Source organism: Phaeacidiphilus oryzae TH49, from assembly GCF_000744815.1.
GTDB lineage: Bacteria > Actinomycetota > Actinomycetes > Streptomycetales > Streptomycetaceae > Phaeacidiphilus > Phaeacidiphilus oryzae.
Map to the genome: position 1 here is coordinate 708,441 of NZ_JQMQ01000005.1, position 25,129 is coordinate 733,569.

Here is a 25,129-nt window from a genome sequence, read left to right on the forward strand (position 1 = left end):
TGTCCGCGCGCCCCTCGCGCCCCCCGCCGAGCAGGGGCGGAAGAGACTTTCGCGGAGGGCGATGAGTGCGCGGAGCCGGCGCGGTCTCACCTTCAGGAGAGCTGCCATCCGTTCCATGCTGAGGAGCGACCGTGCCCACCAACATTCCGGACCTCGGACCGGCCGCCCGCCGGCTCGCCGACCTTCTGGGCGAGTTGACGGACGATCACTTCGACCGGCCGACGCCCTGCGAGAAGTACACCGTCGGCGACCTGGTCGACCACGTCGGCGGCCTGGCGCTGGCCTTCACCGCCGCGGCCACCGAGCGCGACCGCGGGGCCGGCCCCGGCGTCGGCCCCGGTCGTGACCGCCCGCCGACGCCCTCCGCCTCCGCCCTGCCGCCCGACTGGCGGAAGGAGTTCCCGCGCCGGCTGGCCGCGCTGGCCGAGGCCTGGACCGACCCCGCCGCCTGGGACGGCTTCACCCGGGTCGGCGGGGTCGACCTGCCCGGCGGCGTGGCCGGCCGGGTCGCGCTGAACGAGCTGGTCATCCACACCTGGGACCTGACCGTCGCCACCGGCGTGCCGTACTCCCCCCGGTACGCCGCCACCCTGGGCGAGCTGGACGTCTGCGCCGACGTGCTGGCGCACGCGCTGCCCGCCGAGCAGCGCCCGCCCTCCGGCGGCCCCTTCGGCCCGCCGGTCCCCGTCCGGGCCGACGCGCCGCTCCTCTCCCGGGTGCTCGCGCTCAGCGGCCGGGACCCGGAATGGGCGCCCTGAGCCCGCCGGGAGCGCCCTGAGCCCGCCCGCCGGGGGCGCCCCGAGCCCGCCGGGGCGCTCATGAGCAGCGAGGGCGCCGTTGACTGTGAACCGGTTCAGTGCTTCGCTGACCGTCCGTGACCGAGAATCGACCCACCATCGCGGACATCGCGGCAGCAGCGGGGGTGTCCAAGGGCGCGGTGTCCTACGCGCTGAACGGCAAGCCCGGGGTCTCGGCGGCGACCAGGGAACGGATTCTGGCCATCGCGCGGAGCCTGGGCTGGCATCCCAACCGGGCCGCCCGGGCGCTCTCCGCCGGACGGGCCGGTGCCGTCGGGCTGCTGGTCGACCGGCCCGCCTGGGTGCTCGGCGTGGAGCCGTTCTTCATGCAGCTGATCTCCGGTCTGGAGGCCGAACTCGCCCGCAGCGGGACCGCCCTCCTGATGCAGGCGATCGACGGGGGCGAGGGCGACCGGGAGGCCGAGGAGGCCGCCTACCGGGCCTGGTGGGGCGAGCGCCGGGTGGACGGGGCGATCATCGTCGATCTGGGTCCTGACGACTACCGGCTCAACCTGGCCGCCGAGCTCGGCATGCCGGCGGTCGCGATCGGCAGCCCGGGCCGCCCGCTGCCGCCCGGCGTCTCGGCGGTGTCGGTGGACGACGGGGCCGGGGCGCGCGAGACGCTGGAGTACCTGGTGGCCCTGGGGCACCGGAGGATCGCCCGGGTCGCCGGCCCCACCCGCTTCCTCCACACGGAACTCCGCACCACCGCGGTCCGCTCGGCGACCCGCGAGCTCGGCGTCCCCGAGCCGTGCACGGAGTACACCGACTACACCGGCGAGGGCGGCGCCCACGCCACCCGCCGGCTGCTCTCCGGGCCGGTCCGGCCGACCGCGATCGTCTACGACAACGACGTGATGGCGGTGGCCGCGCTGGGCGTGGCGCACGAGATGGGCTTCCGGGTGCCGGCCGACCTCTCCCTGGTGGCCTGGGACGACAGCGCGCTCTGCCGGCTGCCGCATCCGGCCCTGAGCGCGATCGACCGCCGGGTCCCGGAGTACGGGGAGCGCGCGGCGGCCGAGCTGATCCGGCTGATCGGCGGCGGTCCGGGATTCGGCCGGGAGGTGCGGCTGGAGCCCCCGCCCCGGCTGGTGCCGCGGGGCAGCACGGCGCCGCTTGCCGAACCCGGGCGACCTGGCGGGCCACCTGCCGGGGGGCATCGCGAGCGGCCGGCCGGCCCGGTGTCGGCGGGAGCGCCGGATCCGGTGGAAGGCGAATAACGGTCGGGTAACGCGTTGTCCCCGGCATTGTCGCTGAACCGGTTGAGTGCTTCTATCACCGCGACCGTTCCGCTCCCCCCAGGAGGCGATGTGAGAACTCGCATACCGGCCGTGGCCGTCGGCCTCGCTCTGCTCAGCACAGGTCTGGTCGCATGCGGTGGCGGCTCCTCCGGAGGAGGGAGCGCGCACCCCAAGACCCTCACCTACTGGGCCAGCAACCAGGGCACCAGCATCCAGAACGACCAGCAGATCCTCACCCCGGAGCTGAAGAAGTTCACCCAGCAGACCGGGATCAAGGTCAACCTGGAGGTCATCCCCTGGCCCGACCTGCTGAACCGGATCCTCACCGCGACCAGTAGCGGCAACGGCCCGGACGTCCTCAACATCGGCAACACCTGGTCCGCCTCGCTGGCCGCCACCGGCGCCTTCCAGCCCTTCGACCAGGCGACCCTGGCGAAGATCGGCGGCAAGGACAAGTTCGTCCCGTCCACCCTGACGGCGACCGGCGCCTCCGGCCAGACGCCCGACTTCGTACCGCTCTACGGCCTCGCCTACGGGCTCTTCTACAACAAGAAGATGTTCGCCCAGGCCGGCATCGCCTCCCCGCCCACCACCTGGGAGCAGCTGGTCGCGGACGCCAAGAGGCTGACCAACCCGGCCAAGGGGCAGTACGGGGTCACCGTCGAGGGCGCCAGCTACACCGAGAACGCCCACTTCGCCTTCATGTTCGGCAAGCAGCACGGGGCCTCGGTCTTCGACGGCTCCAAGCCGGCCTTCGACTCGGCCCAGATGGTCGCCGGGGTGAAGCAGTACCTGGACCTGATGTCCTCGGACAAGGTGGTCAACCCGGCGGACGCCGAGTACTCCACCGACCCGCAGGTCTTCAGCGAGTTCGCCAACAACAAGGCCGCCATGGTGATGTTCCAGGGCAACGCCGAGAACTCGCTCACCCAGGACGGAATGGTCAGCGGCAAGGACTACGGCGTCGTGCCGATCCCGTTCCCCAGCCCGATGCCGGCCGGCGGCCAGAAGGTCAACAGCCACATCGCCGGGATCAACATCGGCGTCTTCAAGAACAGCGGCAACGAGGACGGCGCGCTCAAGCTGGTGAAGTTCCTGACCAGCCAGGCCGAGCAGACCGCGCTCAACGCCAAGTACCACACCCTGCCGGTGGTCACCGCCGCCTACAGCGACAAGGCGTTCCAGACCCCCGACATCAAGGTCTTCCAGCAGGTGCTCGCGCAGACCGCGCAGACCATGCCGATGATCGCGCAGGAGTCGCAGTTCGAGACCACGGTGGGCACCGCCCTGAAGTCCCTGATGGCGGACGCCGCCACCGGCAAGACGGTCAGTGACGCGGACATCAAGGCCAAGCTCTCCGCCGCCAACCAGCAGATGGCAACCGGCGGATGATGAGCGGACTGCGTACCCCGACCGCCCCGGCGGCTCCCTCCGGGGCCGCCGGGTCCCGGCGGAACGGCGGCGGCCGGCCGCGGCGGCGGATCAGCGCGCGGCTCTTCCCGTACCTCCTGCTGATCCCCGCGGTGCTCGCCGAGCTGCTGGTGCACATCATCCCGATGGTGACCGGCGTCTGGGTGAGCCTGCGCGAACTGACCCAGTTCTTCATCCGCAACTGGTCCCAGGCGCCGTTCGCCGGGCTCGCCAACTACCGGGTGGCGGTGGACTTCTCCGCTCCGGTGGGCAACGCCCTGCTGCACTCCTTCCTGATCACCGCGGCGGTCAGCGCGCTGGCGGTGGCCGGCGCCTGGCTGCTCGGCACCCTGGCGGCGCTCTCGCTCAGCGGCCCGACCTTCCGCGGCCGCGGCACCCTGCGCTCGCTCTTCCTGGTGCCGTACGCGCTGCCGATGTTCACCGCCGTGATGACCTGGTCCTTCATGCTGCAGCACAGCACGGGGATGGTGAACCATGTGCTGGTCGACGACCTCCACCTGTTCTCCAAGGCGCCGTTCTGGCTGGTCGGCGGGAACAGCTTCTGGTCGCTGCTGATCGTGATGGTCTGGCGGACCTGGCCGTTCGCCTTCCTGACCCTCACCGCCGGACTCCAGTCCATCCCCGGCGACCTCTACGAGGCGGCGGCGATCGACGGGGCCGGCCCCTTCCAGCGGTTCCGGGCGGTGACCCTGCCGATGCTGCGGCCGGTGAACGGCGTGCTGGTGCTGGTCCTCTTCCTGTGGTCGTTCAACGACTTCACCACCCCGTACGTGCTCTTCGGGGCGACCGCGCCGGCCCAGGCCGACCTGATCTCACTGCACATCTACAACGCCTCCTTCATCACCTGGAACTTCGGCCTCGGGTCCGCGATGTCCGTACTGATGCTGGTATTCCTGCTGGTGGTCACGCTGATCTACCTCGGCCTGACCCGGATCGGCTCCTCCGGCCGGGAGGGAGGTGGCCGCCGTGCGTGACCCGGCCTGGGTGCGGTGGGGGCGGAGGACCGTCCTCACCCTCCTCACCCTGTTCACCGTGGTGCCGGTGTACGTGATGCTGGTGTCCTCGGTGAAACCGCTCAAGGACGTGCAGTCCGCGTTCACCTGGCTGCCCACCCACATCACCCTCTCCCCGTTCGTGGAGATGTGGCAGACCGTCCCGCTCGCCCAGTACTTCGTGAACAGCGCCATCGTCGCGGTCTGCTCGACGGTGCTCTCGGTGGCCTTCGCGATCCTGGCGGCGTACGCGGTGAGCCGGTACCGGTTCGTCGGCCGCGGCGGGTTCCTCACCGCGGCGCTCTCCACCCAGATGTTCCCGGGGATCCTCTTCCTGCTGCCGCTCTTCCTGATCTACGTCAACATCGACCGGGCCACCGGGCTCAACCTCTACGGCTCCCGGACCGGCCTCGTCATCACCTATCTGACCTTCTCGCTGCCGTTCGCGATCTGGCTGCTGGCCGGCTACTTCGACACCATCCCCCGGGACCTGGACGAGGCCGCGCTGGTCGACGGCTCGGGCCCGCTGGGCGCGCTGATCAGGGTGATCCTGCCGGCCGCCATGCCGGGGGTGATCGCGGTGGCGGTCTACAGCTTCATGACCGCCTGGGGCGAGGTGCTCTTCGCCTCGGTTCTGACGACCGATCAGACCCGTACCCTCGCCGTCGGCCTGAGGGCCTACGCGAGCCAGGCGAACGTCTACTGGAACCAGGTGATGGCCGCCTCGCTGGTGGTCAGCATCCCGGTGGTGGTCGGCTTCCTGCTCCTCCAGCGCGCGCTGGTGCAGGGGTTGACCGCGGGCGCGGTCAAGACCTGACCGCGCCCCCTTTGCTCCACACCGAGAACGTACCGGGAACGTACCGGGTACGACCGAGTAAGACAGTCGAGGAGGCTGTATGCCCGCCGGACAGCTGCTGTCCGTCCAGCTGTGGTCGCTGCGCGAGCTGTGTGAGAAGGACCGGGACGAGGCCCTGCGCCGCGTCGCCGCCTTCGGCTACACCGCCGTGGAGCCCTTCAGGCCCGCCGAGGACCCGGAGGGATTCCGGGCCCTGGCCGACGAGTTGGGCCTGGCCGTGCCCAGCGTCCACGCCGGGGCGATGATCCGGGAGGCCGAGCGCGAGGAGATGTTCGAGGCCGCCAAGGTGCTCGGCGCGGAGCTCGCCGTGGTCCCGGCCGGGATCCCGCACGAGGACTTCTCCTCCCCCGAGGCCCTGGACCGGGCCGCCGAACTGCTCAACTCCATCGCCGAGGCGGCCCGCCCGCACGGCCTCCGGATCGGCTACCACAACCACTGGTGGGAGTTCGAGGGGAAGGTACCGGGCCCCGACGGCGAGCCGCAGTTCGGCCTGGAGGCGCTGGCCGACCGGCTCGACCCGGAGGTCGTCCTGGAGATCGACACCTACTGGGCGGCGGTCGGCGGCGCCGACGTGCCGGCCCTCCTCGGCCGGCTCGGCGACCGGGTGGCCGCCGTGCACGTCAAGGACGGTCCGCTGGTCAAGGGCGAGCCGCACACCGCCCTCGGCGAGGGCCGGATGCCGCTGGACGAGATCCTCGCGGCCACCCCGGCGGACGCCCTGCGGGTGGTCGAACTGGACGACTGCGCGGGCGGGTTGACCGGCATGCTGAACGCGGTCGAGGCGAGCCGGCGGTACTTCGGATGAGCGCCGCGCAGCGGAGCGGCCCGGTCGGCGTCGCGCTGATCGGCGCCGGAGTGATCAGCGCCCAGTACCTCAAGACCCTCTCCACCTTCCCGGACGTCCGCCTCCTCGGCATCGCCGACCTGGACGCCGCCCGCGCCCGGGAGGCCGCCGAGCCGTACGGGATACCGGTGGCCGGCGGGGTCGACGAGGTGCTCGCGGTGCCCGAGGTCGAGGTGGTGGTCAACCTGACCGTGCCGGCCGCGCACACCGCGGTGGCCCGGCAGGTGCTGGCCGCGGGGAAGCACGTCTACGGCGAGAAGCCGCTCGCCCTGGACGCCGAGGACGGCGCCAAGCTGCTGGCCGAGGCCGCGCAGGCGGGGCTCCGCGTCGGCTCCGCACCGGACACCTTCCTCGGCGCCGGCCTGCAGTCCGCCGCACGGGCGATCCGCTCCGGCGCGATCGGGGAACCGCTCTCCGCGACCACCGCGGTGACCAACGCGGGGCCGGAACGCTGGCACCACAGCCCGGAGTTCCTGTTCGCCGCGGGCGCCGGTCCGCTCTTCGACCTCGGCCCGTACTACCTCACCGCGCTGGCCGCGCTCTTCGGCTCGCCGGTGACCAGGGTCGCGGCGACGGCCCGTCGGGCCAGGGCCGAGCGGGTGATCGGCTCCGGCCCGCGGGCCGGCAGCACCTTCCCGGTGGAGGTGCCCACCGACGTCACCGCGCTGCTGGAGTTCGCCGGCGGGCAGGGGGCCTCCTCCCGGTTCAGCTTCGACGCGCCGGTCAAGCGCACCCTGATCGAGATCACCGGCACCGAGGCCGAACTCCGGGTCCCCGACCCGAACTTCTTCGACGGCGTGCTGCTGCGCCGGGCGGTCGGCGAGACCGAGTGGACCGAGCTGCCGGTCACCGGGCCGACGTCCGGACGCGGCCTGGGCGTCCTCGACCTGGCGCGGGCGCTGCGCGCCGGCGTCCCCGCCCGGGCCTCCGGCGAGCTGGCCCTGCATGTCGTGGACGCCATGTGCGCCATCGACCGCTCGGCGGCCGAGGGCACCTTCCAGCAGGTCGCCTCCACCTGCCCCACCCCCGAGCCCCTCCCCGAGGAGTGGGACCCCGAGGCCGCCACGCTGGCCTGACGACGCGTCAACCCCGCCCGCAGCCGGCGGGCGGGGCTAGCGTGGCGGACATGACGGACATCATCCCGAGCATCACCGCCGTCCCCTTCGAGAAGCCGGACGAGCTCAACGTCATCATCGGGCAGTCGCACTTCATCAAGACCGTCGAGGACCTCTACGAGGCGCTCGCCGGGAGCAGCCCGGGGCTGCGGTTCGGGCTGGCCTTCAACGAGGCGTCCGGGAAGCGCCTGGTACGGCGGGCCGGCAACGACAAGGACCTGGTCGCCGTGGCGGTCCACAACGCCACCGCCATCGGTGCCGGCCACGTCTTCGTCATCGCCCTCGCCGACGGCTTCCCGGTCAACGTCCTCAACGCGGTCAAGTCCGTCCCCGAGGTCTGCCGGGTCTACTGCGCCACCGCCAACCCGCTCCAGGTCCTGGTCGCCGAGTCGCCGCAGGGGCGGGGCGTCGTCGGCGTCATCGACGGCGAACCGCCCGTCGCCGAGGAGACCGAACAGGACGTCGCCGAGCGGCAGCGGCTGCTGCGCGACATCGGCTACAAGTCCTGAGGCGCCGGCCCGGTCACACCGCGAGCACCTGCGACTCCAGCACGACCACCGCCTCCGAGGTGTAGGCGAGGAAGGTCAGCGACTCCTGGAAGTAGAGGGCCACCGAGTCGTCGTCGTGGGAGGAGTAGCCGATGGAGAGGTCCTGCCCCAGGTGGAGTTCGAAGTCGCCGCCGCGGGTGGAGAGGAGGTAGCCGCCGGTGATCGCCGGTGCCCAGATGATCTGGCCGTCGTCGCCGAGCACCCGGGAGATGTGGGTGCGGATCGGGTAGCCGTGGTCCGAGGTCTCGTTGACCGCGGTGTACGGCTCCGCGCCGAGGAGCAGCGCGTACGGGCCGTCCACGCCGGCCAGCCGCAGGGTGGTCAGCGCCTGGCTGACGGTGTTCGGCAGCTCCCGGACGTCGGCCGGCAGCGACAGCGGCGGGTTGGAGGAGAAGACATGGACGCCCTCGATGTCGGCCGCCGGGTAGCCCTCGAAGACGGCCCGGTCCTCGGCGTAGGCCACCCGCCGGGCGGCGTCCTTGACGGGCTGCCAGTCGGAGTCCTTGGCGCCGCGCTGGACGTCGTCCACGGCCGAGCGGCTGACCGTGAACGGCACCCGCAGCTCGACGACGTGCTGCGCCTCCCTCGACCTGGCCAGGACGCCGTCGGCGGGCGGGGCGATCTCCCGCAGGTGCCCGGTGCCCACGGCGGCCAGCTCGGACCCGTCCGGTCCGGTCACGTCCACCACCCGGCGCCCGGCGAGGTGCTGGGCGAAGGTCCGGCGGGCCTCCTGCTCGATCTCGGCCCAGGCGGCGGTGGAGATCGGGGCGAGTTCCCGGTGGAGGTTGTCCGTGCTCACGGCCATGGGGGGCTCCTCTCGGTGGTGGAGTGCGGTGGTGGAGCGGGGCGGTGGTGGAGGGGGCGGTGGTGGAGGGGGCGTGGCGGCGGGGTCAGCCGCGGAGGCTGCCGATGGCGAGCGAACCGTCCTCGCCGAGGGCGGCGGCGTCGGCGCCGGGCACCGGCGGGTCCTCCAGGAAGTCGGCCGGCGGCACGGCGAAGAGGCAGCCGGTGACCGCGGTGGAGAAGTCCAGGATCCGGTCGTAGCGGCCGGGGGGCTCGCCGAGGAACATCCGGCGGAGCATCTCCTCGGTGACGCCGGGGTCCGCCGCGTAGCCGATGAAGTAGGTGCCGAACTCGCCGGCGCCGATCGAGCCGAAGGGCATGTTGTCGCGGAGGATGTCCCGCTCGGTGCCGTCCGGGTCGGTGATGGTGTTCAGGGCGACGTGCGAGTCGGCCGGCTTGACGTCGTCGGGGAGCTCGATGTCGTCCAGCTTGGTGCGGCCGATGATCCGCTCCTGCTGCTCGACCGGGAGCCGGTCCCAGGCGGCCAGGTCGTGGAGGTACTTCTGGACGATCACGTAGCTGCCGCCGGCGAAGTCCGGGTCCTCGTCGCCGACCAGCGCGGCGGCCACGGCGTCCGGGCCCTCGGGGTTCTCCGTGCCGTCCACGAAGCCGAGGAGGTCGCGCTCGTCGAAGAACTTGAAGCCGTGCACCTCGTCGACGACGGTGGCGGCGCCGGCCAGCCGGTCGGTGATCCGGTGGGCGAGCTCGAAGCACAGGTCCATCCGCTCGGCGCGGATGTGGAGGAGGAGGTCGCCGGGGGTGGCCGGGGCGCGGTGCGGGGTGCCGCGCAGCTCCCGGAACGGGTGGAGGCCGGCCGGCCGCGGGGCACCGGGGAAGAGCCGGTCCCAGGCGGCGGAGCCGATGCCGGTGACGCAGGCCAGGTTGCCGTGCGGGATCCGGAAGCCGACCGAGCGGCGGAGCGCCGCGAGGTCCGGCAGCAGCTCGCGGACGACCGGTTCGCCGCCGGGGGCGATGGTCAGGGTGAGGAAGACCGCACTGCGGGTGAGGGGGGTGACCACGGGCTGCGGCTGATTGCTCGTCACCCGCCAAGCGTCTCCGGGCGGTCGGGCGGGGGCCAACGCCGGATCGCCCATCCGGGCGTGCGGGCCGGCTGTGGACCCGGTGCCCCAGCACCGGGAAGCAGCTGGGACACCGGGGCACAGGAGTCGGCAGGGCCCACACCCCCGCAGGGACCCTGCCGACTGAGTCGAGCTTCCCGCATCCGGGTCAACAGGGAATCAACGCGGGAACGCGGGAACGCGGGAACGCAGGCACGCGGGTATGGGGCGGCGGGCCGGCGGAAGGACGGCCGGCACCCGGCACCCGGCGCCCCCGGGCCCCGATCCCAGGGCACGCGGTGCCACGGCACGCGGTGCCCCCAGGCCCGCGGTACCCCCGGGCCCGCAGCCCGCGCGAGGTCACTCGGCCGGGGTCTCCTCGGAGTCCTCGCCGACGGAGACGCCGTGGTCGCGGGCGATCCTGCGGGCCTCCGCCATCTCCTCGGAGGCGAGGTCGAACGCCTCGGCGTCCTCCGCCTCGACCGCCGCCTCCTGCGCCTCCCGCGCCTTGCGTACCCGCTCGCGCAGGGCCTCCTCGTGCAACGTGCCCATCTAGTCCTCTTCCACTCCGCTAATTCTCGTAGGCCCCATTCAACGCCATAGAACACACGCGCACCGAACGGACCCGGGACGGCTCACCTCGCCTGCCGGTCAGTACGGCGGCGGTTCGTCTTGGTGTACCCCCCGCAGACCTTTCCACACCGGGTGCCGCAGCCGGCCCGCCGCCGTCCGCTCGGCGTACTCGACCTCGCAGAGGAGCACCGGCCGCGCCCACTGCGGCTCGCTGTCCGGGCCGAGCTCCTCCGGCGCCGGCGGGTCGGCGAACGGTGGGGCCGCGCTGCGCACCCGGCGCAGCGCCTCGCCGAGCGCCCTCCGCTCGGCGGCGGCCAGCCCGCTGCCGACGGCGCCCGCGTAGCGCAGCCCGGCGCCGCCCGGGACCGGCTCGCCGACCAGCACGCTGCGCGGGGCTCCGGACTCGCCCGCGCCCCGGTGGGTCAGCCAGCCGCCGATCCGCAGCTCGGCCGATCTGCGGTGCTTGACCTTGATCCACTCCCGGGAGCGCTCCCCCGGCCGGTACGGGCTGTCCAGGCGTTTGGCGATGACGCCCTCAAGGCCCCGTTCCGCGGTCCAGCGCAGGGCGGTGCGGCCCGCCCCGGCCCAGTCGCCCTGCCACACCGGGGGCAGCAGCAGCCGGCCGCCGGACTGCGCGGCCCAGTCGCCGGCCAGCGACTCCAGGGCGGCCCGACGCTCCCGGAGCGGTCGCGGCATCAGGTTCTCGCCGTCCAGCGCCAGGAGGTCGAAGAGGAGGAGGGTGACCGGGGCGCGGTCCGCCGCCCGCCGCGCGCGGGCCCGGTCGCGCACCCCCATCCGGTCCTGGAGGCGTTCGAAGGAGGGGCGGCCGTCCTCGGCGAAGGCGACCACCTCGCCGTCCAGCAGCGCGGGGCGGCGGCACACCCGGGGCAGCGCCGCCACCAGCTCCGGGTAGCGCTCCCCGGCGTCCGCCCCGCTGCGGCCGGAGAGCCGGACGCCGCCGTCGCCGTCGAGCGCGGCCAGCAGCCGCATGCCGTCCCATTTCACCTCGAAGGCGTACTCCCCAGAATCACCGGCTCCGTCCGCCCTCACCGGCGCCTTCCCGGGCACGGCCAACATGGGAGTGACCGGGGAGACCTGCGGCATGATCGGTTTCCTTTGCGGGGATTCGTCAAGTTATGCCCGATTCGCAAAGTAAACCGGTGCAGGTGGACGGCCGCACCCTGCGCCTCTCCCACCTGGACAAGGTGCTCTGGCCGGACACCGGCTGGACCAAGGGCCAGGCGCTGGACTACTACGCCCGGGTGGCCGGGACGATGGTGCCGCATCTGGCCGCTCGCCCGGCCTCCTTCGTGCGCTTCCCGGAGGGCCTGGACGGCGAGCGGTTCTACGCCAAGAACCCGCCGCCCGGGCTGCCCGGCTGGGTGCGCCGGGTCGACGTCCCGTCCAGGTCCGACGAGGGCGGCAGCGGCCGGCCCTACGTGGCGATCGACGACCGCGCCTCGCTGATCGCCATGGCCCAGCTGTACGCGCTGGAGGTGCACGTCCCGCAGTGGACCGCGGAGACCGGGCCGGACCGGCACGACCGCCTCGTCGTCGACCTCGACCCCGGCGAGGGCCGGAACCTGGTCGACTGCTGCGCGGTGGCGCTGCTGGTGCGGGAGCGGCTGGCCGAGGACGGGCTGGAGTGCTGGGCCAAGACCTCCGGCGGAAAGGGCCTCCACCTCTATGTGCCGCTGCGCGCGGCGGCCTCCCCCGCCGAGCCGGTCACCGAGTACGCCCGCCGGGTCGCGGCCGGTCTCGCGGACGAGCACCCGAACCTGATCGTCCATCGGATGACCCGCTCGCTCCGCGCCGACCGGGTGTTCATCGACTGGTCGCAGAACAACTCGGCCAAGACCACCGCCGCCCCCTACACCCTGCGGGCGCGCGGCGGCCCGTCCGTCTCCACCCCGGTGGACTGGGAGGAGGTGGCCGGTTGCGTCTCCCCCGAGGACCTGGCCTTCACCCCGGACCAGGTGCTGGACCGGATCTTCGACCGCGGCGACCTGCTGGCCCCGCTGCTCGATCCGGAGCGGGCGGCCGATCCGCCGGTGGACTGAGCCGTTCGCGCTCAGCGCAGGCGCCGTCCACTGTCAGTGGTCCGCGCGAGGATGGCCCCATGCTGTTGCGCGATGTGTCGTGGGACGACGTCGACGTGTACGTACGGATGCGCTGCGATCCGGAGATGATGGCCGAGTTGGGCGGGCCGCTGCCCCGGGAGGGGATAGCGGAGAAGGTGGCGGCCGATGTGCTGGACGCGGCCTCCGGCAAGTCGCTGATCAAGATGATCGTGCCGGACGAGGCCGATCCGGGCGGCGTCGCCGGCTCGGTGGTGCTGTGGCGGAACGACCGCGGGGACGCCGAGATCGGCTGGATGGTGCTGCCCCGGTTCCAGAACCGGGGCCTCGGCAGACGGGCCGTGCGGCAGCTGCTGGACGAGGCCGCGGCCGGCGGCACCGAGTGGGGCCCGGTGCACGCCTTCCCCGGGGCGACCAACGTCCCCTCCAACGGCATCTGCCGCGCCCTCGGCTTCCGTTTCCTGGAGGAGTGCGAGGTGGACTTCGCCGGGCGGCGGCTGCGGGCCAACCACTGGGTGCTGGACTCCCTCTGACGGCCGGTCGGGCCGTGGGAGGGCGGGCCCCGGCCTCCTCAGACCCCCCAGCCGTAGCGCTCGATGAGCGCTGCGGCGACCCGGGTGAAGCGGTCCGCGTCCAGCGCGCAGGCCTCCCGGCGCATGCCGTCCGGGTGGACGCGCAGCACCCGGTCCAGCACCACCCAGGAGTCCCGGGCCTCGCGGTCCCAGGGGCCGTCGCCGATCGCCAGCCAGTCGCGCGAGCCGTCATGCCGCTTGCTGGTCAACTGGACGGCCAGCAGCGTGCCGTGCCGCTCGCGGGCGACGATCAGCACCGGCCGGTCCTTGCCGCGCCCGTCGTTCTCCTCGTAGGGCACCCAGGTCCAGACGATCTCGCCGGGGTCCGGGTCCCCGTCGTGGTCGGGCGCGTACGCCATCCGGACCGGGCCGACGCCGGTCGGCTCGACCTCGGTGGTGGCGTCCGCGCCGGAGCGGCCGGGCGAGTCGGTGAACTGCTGGTCGGTGTCGGAGAAGTACGTCATCCGGCACACCCTAGCGGGCCCGGGCGGGGGCGCTACGCGCGCTCGCCGAAGGAGGCGACCTCCGCCGAGGTCGGCGGATTGGCCCCGGCGCGGGAGCAGGTGACGGCGGCGGCGCGGGCCGCGAAGTCGAGCACCGCGGGCCAGTCGACCCCGCCGAGGCCGGGGCCCGTGCCGGGTCCGGAGGCCGCGCCGGCCTCGGCGAGCCGGTGCAGCAGGGCGGCGTTGACGGTGTCGCCCGCGCCGATGGTGTCCACCACGTCCACCTTGTGCCCGGGCACGTGGTACTCCCGGTACTCCCCGGCCTCCTGGACGTGGACCGACAGGCCGTCACCTCCCCTGGTGACGACGACCGCTGACGGGCCGTCGGCCAGCCAGTCGCGCGGGGTGCCGCCCAGCCACTCGGCGTCCTCGGCGGAGAGCTTGAGCAGCCGGACGTCCGGCAGCCAGCCGCGGAACCGGGCCCGGTAGGCGTCCGGGTCGGGGATCAGCCCGGCCCTGATGTTCGGGTCCAGGGCGGTGAAGAGGCCGCGCGCGGACTCCCGGCGCAGCATCCGCTCGTAGGCGGTCGCACCCGGCTCCAGCACCAGCGAGCAGGTGCCGAAGGAGACCGCGCGGGCCGCCTCCGGGAGCGCTTCCGGGAGCCGGAAGAGCCGGTCGGCGGTGCCCTCGGTGTAGAAGGTGTAGCCGGCCGACCCGTCCGCGCCGAGCGAGGCCACGGCCAGGGTGGTGGGCTCGGGCCCGCGCTGGACCAGACCGGTGTCCACGCCGTTCGTCCGCAGCTCGGCCAGCAGCGACTCGCCGAAGGCGTCGGTGGAGACGCGGGAGCAGAACGCGGTGGCGCTGCCCAGCCGGGCCAGCGCCACCGCGGTGTTGTAGGGCCCGCCGCCGCGGCGGGGGTACAGCGCCTGACCTCCCTCGGGGACGAGGTCGATCAGGGCCTCTCCGGCGACGACGATCACGGGCGTGTTCCCTCCTGCGGCTGCTCCCCTGCCGCGGGCAATCTACCCGGTCAGCCCAGCCAGTTCATGGTCGCGGGGTCGGAGCCGAAGCGCTCGCCGCGCTCCAGGGCGGAGAGGGCGCGCAGGTCCTCGTCGTCCAGGGCGAAGCCGAAGACGTCGAAGTTCTCCTTGATCCGGGACGGGGTCACCGACTTGGGGATGACCACATTGCCCAGCTGGAGGTGCCAGCGCAGGACGATCTGCGCCGGGCTGCGGCCGTGCTTGGCGGCCAGCTCGGCCAGCACCGGGTCCTCCAGCAGGCCCTTGCCCTGCCCCAGCGGGCTCCAGGCCTCGGTGGCGATGCCGAGCGAGGCGTTCTTCGCCCGCATCTCGCCCTGCTGCAGGTAGGGGTGGAGCTCGATCTGGTTGACGGCCGGGACGACCGAGGTCTCGGCGGTCAGCCGGTCCAGGGTCTCGACGGTGAAGTTGGAGACGCCGATGGTCTTGGCGCGGCCGGAGGCGAGGATCTCCTCCATCGCCTTCCAGCTGTCCACATAGAGGTCGCGGGACGGCACCGGCCAGTGGATCAGGTAGAGGTCGACATAGTCGAGGCCGAGCCGCTGCAGGCTGGCGTCGAAGGCGGCCAGCGCCTCGTCCCGGCCCTGGTCGGAGTTCCACAGCTTGGTGGTGACGAAGAGCTCCTCGCGGGCGATCCCGGAGGACTTCAGAGCGCGGCCGACGCCCTCCTCGTTGCCGTATATGCGGGCGGTGTCGATGCTCCGGTAGCCCACCTCGAGGGCGGTGGAGACGGCGGCCTCGGCCGCGTCGTCCTCGACCTGCCAGACGCCGAAGCCGAGCTGGGGCATCGTGCGGCCGTCATTGAGCGTGACGAAATCCATGGTTCGGTCAGTCCGTTTCGCTGGGCTTGTGTTGACTGGGCTTGAATCCGCGGGGCAGTACGTGGTGGGCCGGGTGCGGCGGTCAGTCCCCGGCAGAGCCGGCCGGGGCGACCGGGCCCGCTGTTCCGGCTGGGCCCGCTGTTCCGGCCGGCCCCCGGCGCCGGCCAGCAGGCCGGTGAGGACGGCGTCCGCGCCGGGGCGGAGCAGCCGCTTGCCGTCCGGGACGTCCTCCAGGCCGCAGACCAGCGCCATGCAGATGTCCGCGGCCTGCTTCGGTCGCACGGCGCCCTCGGCGCCGCCGCCCCGGACGCCCCGCTCCTGGAAGGCCTCCCGGAAGAGGCCGGAGAGGATGCGGCGGAGGTCGTCGCCGAAGTCGTTGCAGATGTCGCCGAAGAGCCTGGCCTTGTCGTTCAGCAGCTCGGCGGCGTGCGGGGACTCCCCCATCAGCGCCAGCACCAGCTCCATCTTGGCCTCGAGGACCCCGCGGATCCGCTCCTCCGCGGTCCGGCCGGGGACCTCCGCGGCGGTCCTGGCCTTGGCCAGGGCGTCGTCGTGGAGGCGCTGGGCGAGCCGCCGGAAGGCGTCGTCCTTGTTCTTCACGTACTGGTACACGGCGGAGCGGGAGACGCCCATCTCGGTGGCGATGTCGTCCATGGTGGTCCGCCGCACGCCGTACCGGTTCAGGCAGGCGTAGGTCGCGTCCAGCACGTCGTTCAGCCGGTCACCGCCCATGGTTCACCTCCCTCTCCGTCCTTCCGCCCCGTCACTCTACATACTGACGTTCTCTGCACGCAATGTCAGTCTGTCGAACCCAGGCGGCCGCCCCCGCCCCCGCCGCCGGCCCTCCGCCGTCCGCACACGCGCCGGGGCCGCCGCATCCCCCCGGTCTGGGGAGGCGCGGCGGCCCCGGATGGCGGTCGCCCGGCCGAGGACCGGTGGCGTCAGCCCTCCTCCAGCCGGCCGGAGATGTCGGCCAGGTGGCGGCCCTGGTAGTGGGCGGCCTCCAGATGCGCCCCGTCCGGGGTCTCGCCGTGGCCGCTGGGCCAGGAGGTGCCGTACGGGTTGCCGCCGGCGGCGAACAGCAGCGGGTCGGTGTAGCCGGGCGGGACGATGATGCAGCCCCAGTGGTAGAAGACGTTGTTGAGCGACAGCAGGGTGGACTCCTGCCCACCGTGGTCGTTCATCGCGGAGGTGAAGCTGGTGGCCGGCTTGTTGTGGAAGACGCCCGCCTGCCACAGCCCGCCCGCGGTGTCGATGTACTGCTTGAGCTGGGCACTGGTGTTGCCGAACCGGGTCGGCGTGCCGAAGGCGTACGCGGTGGCCCACTCCAGGTCGTCCAGAGTGGCGACCTCCACACTGTCCTTGGTGGCGTCGACATGGGCGCGCCACGCCGGATTGGCGTCGATCGCGGTGTCGGGGGCGAGCTCGGGCACCCTGCGCAGCCGGACCTCCGCGCCCCGGCTGGTCACGCCGTCGGCCAGCGCCTTGGCGAGTGCGTGAACATTGCCGGTGGCGCTGTAGTAGATGACGGCCACCCGGACGTGTGACATTGCTGAACTCCTCGGATCGGCGCTCTGGCCCGCTCGGCGATCTGGTCGGAACCGGCTCTCGCTGGGAGAGATCGTGCCGTGTGCGACGGCCGACCCGCCGACGACGCGCCGAGAGGCGGGGGTGAGGGGGCACGAATGACCGAGCGCGCGGGGTCCACGGCGGTGGCGCTCGGGCCCGCCACCGAACACATCTGCCCCGGCAGTCCCCGCCTGCTATGTGATGATCCGTCATACATGCCTCATTGGTAGCTGATTGCCGATTTTCCGGTGTTTTTCGTGCACAGGCCCTCGCCACCCCGGCGGGCGGCGCGATACTGCTGCGCATGAACGCCCGATCCGTCGCCCTGCGCGGCAGCACCCGCTCCACCGCACCGGAAACCCGGCACCTCGGAGCCCTCGACGGCTCCACCCGGGTAGAGGCGTCGCTCTATCTGCGGCGCCGTGCCGAGATCCCCGCCGACCTGGTGAACGGCCCGAGCACGGTCACCCAGGGGCAACTGGCCGAGCGCTACGGCGCCGACCCGGCCGATGTCCAGCTCGTCCGCGACACCCTCGCCCGCTACGGCCTGGAGGTCACCGAGGCGGACCACGGCGCCCGCCGGCTGAAGGTGAGCGGCCGGGCCGAGCAGCACGCGGAGGCCTTCGGCGTCCAGCTGAACCGGGCCAGCAGCCCCGACCCCCTCTCCGGCCGCCAGGTCGAGCACCGCCACCGGGAGGGCGAGTTGCGGCTGCCGGCCGAGCTTGACGGGGTCGTCACCGCCGTCCTCGGCCTGGACGACCGCCCGCAGACCCGCCCGTACCTCCGCCGCCTCGCCCCGGAGGCCGGCCCGGGCGGCGGGGCCGCGGCCGAGAAGGCGGCCCACACCTCGTACACCCCGCCGCAGCTCGGAGAGCTCTACGGGTTCCCGGCGGGCACCGACGGCAGCGGTCACAACCTGGCCGTCATCGAGCTCGGCGGCGGCTTCGACACCGCCGACCTGGACGCCTACTTCTCCGCGCTCCGGATCCCCACCCCGAAGATCAGCGCGGTGGGCGTGGACGGCGGCTCCAACGTGCCCGGCCAGGACCCGCAGGGCGCCGACGGGGAGGTCCTGCTGGACATCGAGGTGGCCGGGGCGCTCGCTCCCGGCGCGACCCAGGTGGTGTACTTCGCGCCCAACACCGACCAGGGCTTCGTCGACGCGGTGAGCACCGCCGTCCACGCCCAGCCCACCCCGACCGCGGTCAGCATCAGCTGGGGCGGCCCGGAGAACCAGTGGACCGCGCAGGCCCGCAACGCCCTGGACCAGGCCTTCGCCGAGGCGGCCGCGCTGGGCGTGACGGTCACCGCCGCGGCAGGCGACTCCGGCAGCTCGGACAGCACCAAGGACGGCAAGCCGCACACCGACTTCCCGGCCGCCAGCCCGCACGTGCTGGCCTGCGGCGGCACCCGGCTGGTCGCCGACTCGGCGATCGGCAGCATCAGCAGCGAGCAGGTGTGGAACGACGGCAGCACCGGTGGAGCCACCGGAGGCGGTGTCAGCGCCGTATTCGCGCAGCCGAGTTGGCAGGCGAACGCGGGAGTCCCGAAGGCTCCGGCGAAGGGCGGCGGCCGGGGCGTCCCGGACGTGGCCGGCGACGCCTCGCCCACCACCGGTTACCAGGTGCGGGTGGACGGCCAGGACACGGTGATCGGCGGGACCAGCGCGGTCGCCCCGCTCTGGGCCGCCCTGGTCTGCCGCCTGTCGCAGGCGCTGGGCAAGCCGCTCGGGCTGCTCCAGCCGCTGCTGTACGCCGGCGCCCAGGCCGGGCAGACGGCTCCCGGCTTCCACGACATCACCGCCGGGAACAACGGCGCGTACTCCGCGGCGCCCGGCTGGGACCCCTGCACCGGCCTGGGCTCCCCGAACGGAACCGCCCTGCTGGCCGCCCTGCGCGGCTGACCAGGCCGCTCCGCGGACCGCACGGCGGGCCGGCGGGCGCACGCCAGGCCGGTCGCACGGCCGGCCGGTCGCACGCCAGGCCGGCCCGCCGTGGTTACACCGCGCCGCTGCGGGTGAGGAGCGGGATCACCTGGCCGCGGACGGCCGGGGCCAGCAGAGTGCTGTCGGCCTCGGCCTCCGGGCCGGTCAGCGGGAGCCAGCGCAGGGCGGCCAACTCGGCCGCGGGCTCCGGGAGCTGATCGCCGCTCAGCTCGGCGGTGTAGACGGTCAGCCGCATCGGACCGCCCTCCAGCGCGGCGACGTCCTCCAGGACGCCGAGCGGCCGGGTGATCGTCGGACGGCAGCCGAGCTCCTCGTCCAGCTCGCGCAGCAGGGTCTCCTCGGGGTCCTCGCCGGGCTCCGGCTTCCCCCCGGGGAGCTGGAACATCTCGGGGGCTATCCGCTTGCTGACCACCAGCAGCCGCCCCCGCTCGACGATCGCCGCCGCGACCACCGCCAGCACCTCACCCGCCACCCCGGCCCCGATCATCGCACCCTCGACCGCTTCTCCACGCACCTGCTGCACCGTACGCACCATGTCCCCCACGAGCCACCCTAGCGGGCGGATATGACAGGGCGTCATGCCAACCCACGACCGTAAGCGGTCACGGAAGGAGACGCCCCTGACGGCCGGCGACGGCCGATCGATATTCTGCCGTCATGGCCGCGGCGAGGACGAAACCCAGGGTGAACCAACGGTTCGTAGTTCCGACGATGTTCGTCCTGACCCTCTTCCTGGTGGTGATGGACTCCTCGATCACCACGGTGGCGCTGCCCTCGATCGCCCGGCAGTTCGCCGTGCCCACCGCGGCCATCGACGGCGTCGTGGTGGTCTACCCGGTCTGTGTGGGCATGGTCATCCCGGCCTCCGGCTGGCTCGGCGACCGCTTCGGCGCCAAGCGGGTGCTGCTGATCGCCATGGCGCTGTTCACCGCCTCCTCAGCGCTGTGCGGCACCGCGGACTCGGTCGGCGCCCTGGTCGGCTACCGGGCGCTGCAGGGCCTTTCCGGCGGGATGCTCACCCCGGTCGCCAACGCCCTCCTCTTCCGCACCTTCACCACCCAGGAGCGGGTGCGGGTCTCCCGCTTCATGTCGATACCCCAGCAGATGGCCCCCGCGGTCGCCCCGCTGATCGGCGGCTGGCTGGTGGACGGCTTCTCCTGGCGCTGGGTCTTCTACGTCAACCTGCCGGTCGGGGTCTGCACGGTGCTCTTCGGCGCGCTCTGCCTCCGCGAGCAGCGGCACGAGGGGGCCGGCCGGTTCGACCTGCCCGGCCTGCTGCTGGCGGCGGCCGGGATGGGCACCCTGATGTACGGCCTGAGCGAGGGCGCGCAGGCGGGCTGGGCCACGCCGCGGATCCTGGGCGCGCTCTGCGCGGGCGCGCTGCTGCTGGCCGGGACGGTCTGGTTCGAGCTGCGGACCGCCGAGCCGATGCTGCGGCTGCGGTTCTTCGCCCGGCGGCTCTTCCGGGACGCCAGCGTGGTCAACCTCTTCGGCCTCCTCTCCTTCCAGGGCGCCATGTACATCGCCCCGCTCTTCCTCCAGGAGGCCCGCGGCCTCTCCGCGGCCGCGTCCGGGTCGAGCACCTTCACCGAGGCGATCGGCGTGATGCTGATGGTGCAGCTGGTGAGCCGGATCTACGGGCGGATGGGTCCGCGCCGGCTGATCTCCGGCGGCCTGCTGCTGGTCGCGGCCACCCTGGCGGTGATGACCGGTTGCGACGCCCACACCGGCCTGTGGGCCTTCCGGGGCTACATGTTCCTTCTCGGCGTCGGCATGGGCGCGGTCTTCATGCCGGCCATGGTCGCCACCTTCGCCACCGTGGAGCAGGCCGACGTGGCCCGCGCCTCCACCCTGAACATGGTCCTCCGGCAGACCTCCCAGGCCCTGGCCCCGGCCCTGGTCGCCACCGTGCTGGCGGCCGGCACCGTGCACGGCGGCGGCTCGGCCGGTGCGAACGCCGTCCCGGCCATCGGCGCCTACCGGGCGGCCTACGCCGTCCTCGCCGTGATCGCCCTGGCCGTCGCCGCCTACACCGCCCTGCTGATGCGGGACGGCTCGCCCCGCGGCCCGCGAGGCGGCCTGCGGGGCGGCGGCCACGGCGGCGGCACATCGACGAGGGGACGCACCCTCCTCGGCCGCATCCCCCGGCTGCCCGCGGCACGCCCCCCGGCGGCGTCCGGCCGCGACACCGGGGCCGGCCCGGCGGCCGCACACCGAGCCGGGCGGCCGGCACTCCCTTAGGGTGGGGACGACCGAAGGCACTGACATCGCAGGAAGGCGCAGCCCGTGAGCACCGTCCCCGCCATCAAGCTCAACAACGGCGTAGCCATGCCGCAGCTCGGCTTCGGCGTGTACCTGGTACCGCCGGACGAGGCGCAGACCGCGGTGGAGTCCGCTTTCGAGGCGGGTTACCGGCACATCGACACGGCGGCGCTCTACCAGAACGAGGAGGGCGTCGGCCGGGCCATCGCCGCCTCCGGGATCCCCCGCGAGGAGGTCTTCGTCACCACCAAGCTGTGGAACGACGACCAGGGCTACGAGTCGACCCTGCGGGCCTTCGACACCAGCATGGCCAAGCTCGGCCTGGACGTCCTCGACCTCTACCTGATCCACTGGCCGCTGGCCGACCGGGAGGACTTCCTGCCGACCTGGCGGGCCTTCGAGAAGCTGTACGCGGAGGGCCGGATCCGGGCGATCGGCGTCTCCAACTTCCAGCCGCGCCACCTCCGGCGGCTCGGCGAGGAGTTCGAGGTCGTCCCGGCGGTCAACCAGATCGAGCTGCACCCCTTCCTCCAGCAGTCCGAACTGCGCGCCTTCGACCGCGAGCACGGCATCGCCACCGAGGCGTGGAGCCCGCTGGGCCGCACCAACGGGGCGCTGGCCGACGAGGACATCCGCCAGCTCGCCGGGAAGTACGACAAGTCGCCGGCGCAGATCGTCCTCCGCTGGCACATGCAGCTGGGCAACATCGCGATCCCCAAGTCGGTGACCCCGTCCCGGATCCGGGAGAACATCGACGTCTTCGACTTCGAGCTGACCCAGACCGACATGGATCTGATCAGCACCCTGGACCGCGGCGAGCGGGTCGGCCCGGACCCGGACGTGCTGGACGGCCGCTGAGCCGGCTGGATCCGGCGAGCCCGGCGAACGCGGATCCGCCGAACCCGCCGGGCCGCGAACCCCCCAGTCCGGCCTCGACTGTGATGTGACGCAGCGTCAGTCACCCGCCGTCCGTTGATACTTCGGCCTCCCGTGGGCTGGACGGGGCGACGGGCCGCTCCGACCATAAGGGCATGGACGCCACGGTCGGAGTCGTCAAGGAGCGCGCGCCCGGCGAAAGGCGCGTCGCACTGGTCCCCCAGGCGGTCCCCGGACTGCTCACGGCGGACGCGGGCGCCGGTGCGACGGTACTGGTGGAGAGCGGGGCGGGGGACGGCGCCTGGTTACCCGACGAGGAGTACCGGGAGGCCGGCGCCGAGATCACGTCCGACCCGGCCGACCTGGTGGCCCGCGCCGACGTGCTGCTCTGCGTGCGGGCCGACGGCCTGGAGGCGCTGCCTCCGCTGCGCGGCGGCCAGCTGCTGATCGGCCTCCTCGACCCGGCCCGGCACCAGCGGCAGGCCGCGGAGTGGGCGGAGCGCGGGGTACTCGCGCTCAGCCTCGACCGGCTGCCCCGGCAGCTCTCCCGTGCGCAGTCGATGGACGCGCTGACCTCGCAGTCCAGCGTGGCCGGCTACAAGGCCGCGGTGCTGGCCGCGCACGCCTTCGACCGCTTCTTCCCGATGCTCACCACCGCGGCCGGCACCACCAGGCCGGCCGCGGTCCTGGTGCTGGGCACCGGGATCGCCGGCCTGCAGGCCATCGCCACCGCCCGCCGGCTGGGGGCGGTGGTCACCGCCTACGACGTCCGCGCGGCGGCCCGGGCTGAGGCGGAATCGCTCGGCGCCCGCTTCCTCGACCTCGGCGCCGCGGCCGCCTCCGCGGCCGGATCCGGCGGCTACGCGCGAGAGTTGACCGCCGAGGAACTGGCCGCGCAGCAGCGTGCCCTGGACGAGCGGACGGCCTCCTTCGACGTGGTGATCACCACCGCCCAGGTGCCGGGGCGCACGCCCCCGGTGCTGGTCACCGAGCGGGCACTGGCCGCCATGCGGCCCGGCTCCGTCCTGGTCGACCTGGCCGCGAGCGAGTACGGCGGCAATGTGGAGCTCTCCGAGCCGGAGCGGACGATCGTGCTGCCGAACGGCGTCACGGTGATCGGCGCGGGCTCGCTGCCCTCGGCCGCGGCCACCGCGGCCTCCACCGCGTACGCCCGCAACCTCACCGCGCTTCTGCGCCATCTCACGGGGCCTGAGGGCAAGTTGACGGTCGACCCGGCCGACGAGATCACCGGCGCGCTGCTGCTCCCGCCCGCGCCCGTCACAGAAGGAGGGCCGAGGCCGTGACACTCTCCCTGCTCACCGCGGTCTACATCTTCGTGCTCAGCGTGCTGGTCGGCTTCGAGGTGATCAGCAAGGTGCCGGCCACCCTCCACACCCCGCTGATGTCCGGCGCCAACTCGATCCACGGGGTGGTGGTGATCGGCGCGATGCTGATCGCCGCCCAGGCGCACGACGCCGTCGGCTACGTGCTGGCCTTCTTCGCCGTGGCGCTGGGCGCGATGAACGTGGTGGGCGGATACGTGGTCACCGACCGGATGCTGCACATGTTCCGCGGCAAGCGCGAGGAGAAACCGGCCGGGCCGCCCGCCGGGTCGCCCGCTGAAGCGCCCGCCGGGCCGCCCGCCGTCGCGCCCACCGGCGGCTTCACCGGCGACGACCGGCCCGCCGAACGGCCCGCCGGCGCCGAAGGCCCGTCCGCCCCCGGGAGGCCGGAGTGAACAGTCTGGACGCCGCCGTCCGGTACGTCCTCCTCGCCGCGGCGGCCTGCTTCGTCGTCGGCCTCCATCTGATGAACACCCCGCGTACGGCCCGCCGCGGCAACGCGATCTCGGCAGCCGCGATGGCGGTGGCCGTCCTGGCCACCGCCGTCCTGCTGCTCAACGACGGCGCGATCAGCGGCTACGGCTGGCTGGTGCTGCTCCTCGGCGGGGCGCTGGGCTCGGCCGCCGGACTCTACTCGGCGCGCCGGGTCGCGATGACCGCCATGCCCCAACTGGTCAGCCTCTTCAACGCGGTGGGCGGCGGGGCGGCGGTGCTGATCACGGTCACCGACCTGCTGCAGACCTCCCACCCGGCCGGAATCGCCGCCCGCACCACCGTCCCCGGCGCACTGGACATCGTCATCGGCGCGGTCACCTTCTCCGGCTCGCTGATCGCCGCCGGGAAGCTCCAGGGACTGGTCCCCGGCCGCCCGATCGGGCTGCCCGCGCTGCGTACCGCCTGCACCTTCGGGCTGCCGCTGATGTTCGTGGCGGGGCTGATCTCGGTGCTGGACCCGCAGTGGCTGTGGCTCTCGGCGGCGCTGCTGCCCGCGCTGGGCCTCGCCTTCGGGGTGGCCATGGTGCTGCCGATCGGCGGGGCGGACATGCCGGTGGTGATCTCGCTGCTGAACGCCTGCACCGGCACGGCGGTGGCGATGGCCGGATTCGTCCTGGACGAGCCCGCGCTGATCACCGCCGGCGCGCTGGTCGGCGCCTCCGGCGGGATCCTCACCAAGCTGATGGCGGACGCCATGAACCGCTCGATCGTCTCGATCATCGTCGGCGGCTTCGGCACCGGCGACGAGGGGCCGGTAGGCGGTGAGGGCGCCGGCGACGCCCGGGTCCGCTCGCTGTCCGTGGACGACGCGGCGATCCAACTCGCCTACGCGGAACGGGTGATGATCGTCCCCGGCTACGGCCTGGCGGCCGCCCAGGCCCAGCACGAGCTGGGCGACCTGGCCCAGCTTCTGGAGGAGCACGGGGTGCAGGTGCGGTACGCGGTCCACCCGGTGGCCGGGCGGATGCCGGGCCATATGAACGTCCTGCTGGCCGAGGCAGACGTGCCCTACCCCCAGCTCCTCGACCTGGAGGAGGCCAACCCGGCCTTCCCGCAGACCGACGTCTCGCTGGTGGTCGGGGCCAACGACGTCACCAACCCGGCCGCCCGCCGCCCCGGCAACCCCGTCTCCGGGATGCCCGTCCTGGACGTCGACCGCTCGAAGAACGTCATCGTGATCAAACGCTCGATGGCCCCCGGCTACGCCGGCATCGACAACGAGCTCTACACCGCCCCGCAGACCGGAATGCTCTTCTCCGACGCGAAGCAGGCGCTCTCCGACCTCCGGGCGGCCGTCCGCACCTTCGTGGCCTGAGCCGCGGCAGGGAGCGGGCGGGCGGCTGGAGGAGGAACAGCCAAGCGAGTGACGGGACTTGACGACGCGTCGGCG

General features: G+C 73.3%; 25 protein-coding genes and 1 pseudogene. 16 read left to right on the forward strand and 10 right to left on the reverse strand.

Features of this window, described 5'->3' with window-relative positions; translation table 11 throughout:
• The first annotated feature begins 131 nt into the window (after window positions 1-131).
• The 8 genes from BS73_RS07500 to BS73_RS07535 all read left to right on the forward strand — a co-directional run bounded on the left by BS73_RS07500 (window position 132) and on the right by BS73_RS07535 (window position 7,785).
• Window positions 132-758: a TIGR03086 family metal-binding protein gene (locus tag BS73_RS07500; RefSeq protein WP_235215338.1), complete on the forward strand. Its 627-nt coding sequence runs from the start codon at window positions 132-134 to the stop codon at window positions 756-758.
• Window positions 759-874: 116 nt separating this feature from the next.
• Entirely contained in the window at window positions 875-2,017 is a 1,143-nt protein-coding gene (locus BS73_RS07505; RefSeq protein ID WP_084703875.1) for a LacI family DNA-binding transcriptional regulator, read from the forward strand.
• A 90-nt stretch (window positions 2,018-2,107) separates the two neighbouring features.
• Window positions 2,108-3,430: an ABC transporter substrate-binding protein gene (locus tag BS73_RS07510; protein ID WP_037570556.1), complete on the forward strand. Its 1,323-nt coding sequence runs from the start codon at window positions 2,108-2,110 to the stop codon at window positions 3,428-3,430.
• Complete coding sequence (locus BS73_RS07515; RefSeq protein ID WP_235215339.1) at window positions 3,430-4,443, forward strand: carbohydrate ABC transporter permease; 1,014 nt, start codon at window positions 3,430-3,432, stop codon at window positions 4,441-4,443. Before BS73_RS07510 ends, BS73_RS07515 begins: the two co-directional genes overlap by 1 nt.
• Window positions 4,436-5,278, forward strand: coding sequence for a carbohydrate ABC transporter permease (locus tag BS73_RS07520; RefSeq protein WP_037578636.1), 843 nt, complete (start codon window positions 4,436-4,438; stop codon window positions 5,276-5,278). The genes BS73_RS07515 and BS73_RS07520 overlap by 8 nt, the downstream gene beginning before the upstream one ends.
• A 79-nt stretch (window positions 5,279-5,357) precedes the next feature.
• Complete coding sequence (locus tag BS73_RS07525; protein ID WP_037570557.1) at window positions 5,358-6,122, forward strand: sugar phosphate isomerase/epimerase family protein; 765 nt, start codon at window positions 5,358-5,360, stop codon at window positions 6,120-6,122.
• Entirely contained in the window at window positions 6,119-7,237 is a 1,119-nt protein-coding gene (locus tag BS73_RS07530) for a Gfo/Idh/MocA family protein (RefSeq protein WP_037570558.1), read from the forward strand. Before BS73_RS07525 ends, BS73_RS07530 begins: the two co-directional genes overlap by 4 nt.
• Window positions 7,238-7,287: 50 nt before the next feature.
• Window positions 7,288-7,785, forward strand: coding sequence for an adenosine-specific kinase (locus BS73_RS07535; RefSeq protein WP_037570560.1), 498 nt, complete (start codon window positions 7,288-7,290; stop codon window positions 7,783-7,785).
• A gap of 13 nt (window positions 7,786-7,798) precedes the next feature.
• Here BS73_RS07535 and BS73_RS07540 read toward each other — a convergent pair whose 3' ends face one another.
• The 4 genes from BS73_RS07540 to ligD (BS73_RS07555) form a co-directional block, all read right to left on the reverse strand.
• Window positions 7,799-8,629, reverse strand: a complete 831-nt coding sequence (locus tag BS73_RS07540; protein ID WP_037570562.1) for a family 1 encapsulin nanocompartment shell protein — start codon at window positions 8,627-8,629, stop codon at window positions 7,799-7,801.
• 85 nt (window positions 8,630-8,714) lie between these two features.
• The gene (locus BS73_RS07545; protein WP_037570564.1) at window positions 8,715-9,710 is read right to left on the reverse strand and encodes a Dyp-type peroxidase; all 996 of its coding nucleotides are present in this window, start codon (window positions 9,708-9,710) and stop codon (window positions 8,715-8,717) included.
• A gap of 375 nt (window positions 9,711-10,085) precedes the next feature.
• Complete coding sequence (locus BS73_RS07550) at window positions 10,086-10,277, reverse strand: hypothetical protein (protein ID WP_037570565.1); 192 nt, start codon at window positions 10,275-10,277, stop codon at window positions 10,086-10,088.
• A 99-nt stretch (window positions 10,278-10,376) separates the two neighbouring features.
• Entirely contained in the window at window positions 10,377-11,402 is a 1,026-nt protein-coding gene (gene ligD / locus BS73_RS07555; RefSeq protein ID WP_037570566.1) for a non-homologous end-joining DNA ligase, read from the reverse strand.
• A gap of 32 nt (window positions 11,403-11,434) precedes the next feature.
• Between ligD (BS73_RS07555) and ligD (BS73_RS07560) the strand changes: the two genes are divergently transcribed.
• Together ligD (BS73_RS07560) and BS73_RS07565 are read left to right on the forward strand one after the other, a co-directional pair.
• A complete protein-coding gene (gene ligD, locus BS73_RS07560; RefSeq protein ID WP_037570567.1) occupies window positions 11,435-12,358 on the forward strand; it encodes a non-homologous end-joining DNA ligase in 924 nt (307 codons plus the stop codon).
• A gap of 59 nt (window positions 12,359-12,417) precedes the next feature.
• Entirely contained in the window at window positions 12,418-12,909 is a 492-nt protein-coding gene (locus BS73_RS07565; RefSeq protein WP_037570568.1) for a GNAT family N-acetyltransferase, read from the forward strand.
• A gap of 38 nt (window positions 12,910-12,947) precedes the next feature.
• On the opposite strand, the gene BS73_RS07570 is transcribed toward BS73_RS07565, so the two are convergent.
• The 5 genes and pseudogenes from BS73_RS07570 to wrbA form a co-directional block, all read right to left on the reverse strand.
• Entirely contained in the window at window positions 12,948-13,412 is a 465-nt protein-coding gene (locus tag BS73_RS07570; protein WP_037570569.1) for a type II toxin-antitoxin system PemK/MazF family toxin, read from the reverse strand.
• A gap of 32 nt (window positions 13,413-13,444) precedes the next feature.
• Window positions 13,445-14,371, reverse strand: a complete 927-nt coding sequence (locus BS73_RS07575) for a carbohydrate kinase family protein (RefSeq protein ID WP_037570570.1) — start codon at window positions 14,369-14,371, stop codon at window positions 13,445-13,447.
• Window positions 14,372-14,421: 50 nt separating this feature from the next.
• The gene (locus BS73_RS39300; RefSeq protein ID WP_037578638.1) at window positions 14,422-15,249 is read right to left on the reverse strand and encodes an aldo/keto reductase; all 828 of its coding nucleotides are present in this window, start codon (window positions 15,247-15,249) and stop codon (window positions 14,422-14,424) included.
• A 588-nt stretch (window positions 15,250-15,837) separates the two neighbouring features.
• Window positions 15,838-15,981: pseudogene (locus BS73_RS40300) on the reverse strand (TetR/AcrR family transcriptional regulator); the annotation flags it as partial.
• 209 nt (window positions 15,982-16,190) lie between these two features.
• Window positions 16,191-16,799, reverse strand: coding sequence for an NAD(P)H:quinone oxidoreductase (gene wrbA / locus BS73_RS07585; protein ID WP_037570571.1), 609 nt, complete (start codon window positions 16,797-16,799; stop codon window positions 16,191-16,193).
• A 323-nt stretch (window positions 16,800-17,122) separates the two neighbouring features.
• Here wrbA and BS73_RS07590 point away from each other — a divergent pair, with 323 nt between their 5' ends.
• A complete protein-coding gene (locus BS73_RS07590; RefSeq protein WP_037570572.1) occupies window positions 17,123-18,721 on the forward strand; it encodes a S53 family peptidase in 1,599 nt (532 codons plus the stop codon).
• 94 nt (window positions 18,722-18,815) lie between these two features.
• Here BS73_RS07590 and BS73_RS07595 read toward each other — a convergent pair whose 3' ends face one another.
• Window positions 18,816-19,277 (reverse strand): NUDIX hydrolase, encoded by a 462-nt coding sequence (locus BS73_RS07595; RefSeq protein WP_235215340.1) that lies wholly within the window; start codon window positions 19,275-19,277, stop codon window positions 18,816-18,818.
• 197 nt (window positions 19,278-19,474) lie between these two features.
• On the opposite strand from BS73_RS07595, the gene BS73_RS07600 reads away from it, so the two are divergent.
• The 5 genes from BS73_RS07600 to BS73_RS07620 all read left to right on the forward strand — a co-directional run bounded on the left by BS73_RS07600 (window position 19,475) and on the right by BS73_RS07620 (window position 25,054).
• Window positions 19,475-21,004, forward strand: a complete 1,530-nt coding sequence (locus tag BS73_RS07600; protein ID WP_051939665.1) for a DHA2 family efflux MFS transporter permease subunit — start codon at window positions 19,475-19,477, stop codon at window positions 21,002-21,004.
• A 45-nt stretch (window positions 21,005-21,049) separates the two neighbouring features.
• The gene (locus BS73_RS07605; RefSeq protein WP_037570574.1) at window positions 21,050-21,883 is read left to right on the forward strand and encodes an aldo/keto reductase; all 834 of its coding nucleotides are present in this window, start codon (window positions 21,050-21,052) and stop codon (window positions 21,881-21,883) included.
• Window positions 21,884-22,056: 173 nt separating this feature from the next.
• Complete coding sequence (locus BS73_RS07610) at window positions 22,057-23,205, forward strand: NAD(P) transhydrogenase subunit alpha (protein ID WP_051939666.1); 1,149 nt, start codon at window positions 22,057-22,059, stop codon at window positions 23,203-23,205.
• Window positions 23,202-23,639 carry an NAD(P) transhydrogenase subunit alpha gene (locus BS73_RS35945; RefSeq protein WP_084703879.1) on the forward strand — a complete coding sequence of 146 codons (438 nt, stop codon included), beginning with the start codon at window positions 23,202-23,204 and terminating at the stop codon, window positions 23,637-23,639. The genes BS73_RS07610 and BS73_RS35945 overlap by 4 nt, the downstream gene beginning before the upstream one ends.
• A complete protein-coding gene (locus BS73_RS07620; protein ID WP_037570575.1) occupies window positions 23,636-25,054 on the forward strand; it encodes an NAD(P)(+) transhydrogenase (Re/Si-specific) subunit beta in 1,419 nt (472 codons plus the stop codon). The genes BS73_RS35945 and BS73_RS07620 overlap by 4 nt, the downstream gene beginning before the upstream one ends.
• Window positions 25,055-25,129 lie beyond the last annotated feature (75 nt).